This is a genomic window from Actinosynnema sp. (assembly GCF_052038725.1).
On the sequence record NZ_JBQGCX010000330.1, the window covers coordinates 1 to 2,678 of the forward strand.

At 74.9% G+C, this 2,678-nt stretch carries 1 protein-coding gene; it reads left to right on the forward strand.

Translation table 11 applies throughout. From position 1 onward, the window contains the following. Window positions 1–418: 418 nt before the first annotated feature. Window positions 419–2,678: nSTAND1 domain-containing NTPase (locus ACTUAL_RS06550; protein WP_440899614.1), on the forward strand; the 2,260-nt coding region annotated here is incomplete at its 3' end.

A 2,678-nucleotide genomic window follows, 5' to 3' on the forward strand; every position in this document is an offset into this window, starting at 1 on the left:
CGCGCACCGCTCCAACCCGCCCGAACCGCCCCGCGCGACCGCCAGCCCGCGCAGCACCCTCCGCCCAAACCGCCCCGCCCCACCACACCTGCGATCCACCAGCGATCCCCGCCCCGCCACCCCATTCCGCGCCCCCACACCCCCACCCCCGTTCCGGCCGCAAGCGTGAGGGCCGACTCGCCCACCCCCTACCCCGCCCAGCCCCGATCCGTTGCGGCGTATGGGGGAACCCCGTCCGCACCCCCATCCCCCGAACAGCACTGGCATGATCACGGGCAGTCGTCGCAACTGAAATCCCTTACCGCAGAACAGGTTCTCCCACCACCCGACCAGTGGGTATGGTTCCCGGACCACCCGTCAGACCTGGACTCCGCGTCACCAGACACAGACAATCGACCTCACGAGGGGGTGGACGGCTGTGCCGCGTGGAGAGCGTCCCCTGGACGTCGGTGACACCCCGCTGCTCAAGTTCGCCGCCGACCTGCGCTCGCTGCGCGACCGCGCGGGCGGGCACAGCTACCGGCAGCTCGGGGCCAAGGCGCACTACTCCGCCACCACCCTCTCCGACGCCGCGGGCGGTCGGAAGCTGCCGAGCCTCGCCGTCACGCTCGCCTACGTGCGGGCCTGCGAGGGCGACGTGGCCGCCTGGGAGGACCGGTGGCACGAGGTCGCCGCCGCCGTCGCGCCCGAGGCCCCGCCGCCGGTCGAGCAGCACCCGCCGTACGCCGGGCTCGCCGCGTTCCAGCCGCGCGACTCCGAGTGGTTCTTCGGCCGCGACCAGCTCCTCGAGGACCTCCTCGCCAGGGTCGGCTCCGCCCGGTTCACCGCCGTGTTCGGGGCCTCCGGCGCGGGCAAGTCCTCGCTGCTGCAAGCCGGCCTGGTAGCCCGCTTCGCCGGGACCACGCTGCTCACCACCCCGTCCGCCGCCGACCTCGCCCTCCCCGAGACCCCCGCCGACCTGGTGATCATCGACCAGTTCGAGGAGGTCTTCACGCTCTGCTCGGACCACTCCCGCCGCGCCGCGTTCATCGCCGAGCTGCTCGACGCCCCGCAACCCGTGGTGATCAGCGTCCGCGCCGACTTCTACGGCCACTGCGCCCAGCACCCCGACCTGGTCGCCGCGCTGGAGGACAACCAGCTCCTCATCGGCCCCATGGGCACCGAGGAGCTCCGCCAGGCGATCATGCAACCGGCCGTGAAGGCCTCCTGCACCGTCGAGACCGCCCTGGTCTCCCGCCTCGTCGCCGACGCCACCGGCCAGCCCGGCGTGCTCCCGCTGCTCTCGCACGCCCTCCTGGAGACCTGGCGCCGCCGCAGGGGCGCGACGCTCACCCTCGCCGGGTACGAGGCGGCGGGCGGCGTGCAGTACGCCATCGCGCAGACCGCCGAGCGCACCTACACCTCCCTCGAACGCCAGCAGCGCGAGCTGGCCCGCCAGGTGTTCCTGCGCCTGACCGCGCTCGGCGACGGCACCGAGGACACCAAGCGCAGCCTGCCGCGCGCCGAGCTGGACGACGACGTGGACGTCGACGTGGTCCTCGACCGGCTCGCCCACGCCCGCCTGCTCACCCTCGACCGCGACCGCGTGGAGATCGCCCACGAGGCGCTGATCCGCTCCTGGCCCCGCCTGCGCGGCTGGCTCGCCGAGGACCGCGAGGGCCTGCGCACCCTGCGCCAGCTCACCGAGGCCGCCGCGACGTGGGTCTCCCTGCACCGCGACCCCGACGCCCTCTACCGGGGCACCCGCCTGGACACCGCGCTGGAGTGGACCCGCCGCCCCCGCGCCCGCACGTCGGCGCGCGAGCGCGAGTTCCTGGCCGCCAGCTCCCAGGCCCGCGACCGCGAGCGCCGCCTCGCCCACCGGCAGACCCGCAGGCTCCGCCAGCTCGTGGCGCTGCTGGCGGTGCTGCTGCTGCTCGCGGGCGGCGCGATGGTGCAGACCATCCGGGCGCAGGAGACCGCGACCGAGCAGCGCAACATCGCGCTGGCCCGGTTCGCCGCCAACGAGTCGCTGGGCAAGCGCGAGAGCGACCCGCTGATCGCCGACCAGCTGGTGATCGCCGCCTACCGGCTCAGCGGCACCGACGACCTGCGCGACGCGGTGCTCGGCGCGCACGCGGGCAAGTCCGGCAGCACGGTCAGCCGGTCCGTGCGCACCTCGCCCGCGCTGTCCCCGGACGGCCGCCCGCTGCCCAGCGCCCGCGTCGGCGAACCGGTCGACGACCGCCTCTACCCGCGCATCGGCACGCTCACCACCCCGGTCGACGCGGTCACCTCGTTCGCCGTGACCTCCGCCGCGCAGGCGTTCGCGACCACGCTGGAGAGCCCCGGCGCCCGGCTGTGGGACGCCACCGACGCCCGCGAACCGGTCCCCGCGCACACCTTCGACGGGCAGGTCACGCAGCTGTCCTACGCGCCGAGCGGGAAGCTGCTGGCGCTGGTGCGGGAGGCGATGGCCGTCGAGCTGTGGGACGCCGCCGACCCCGCCGCGCCCCGCCTGATCGGCGTGCTGCCCGACCACCCGCGCTGGGTCACCGCGCTCGCGTTCAGCCAGGACAGCCGGGTGCTGGCGACCACTGACAACCAGAGCAGGGTGCGGCTGTGGGACGTCGGCGACCCGACCGCGCCGAGGCAGACCGCGCAGCTGTCCGACGGGGAGGACGTGTCCGTGGTCGCGC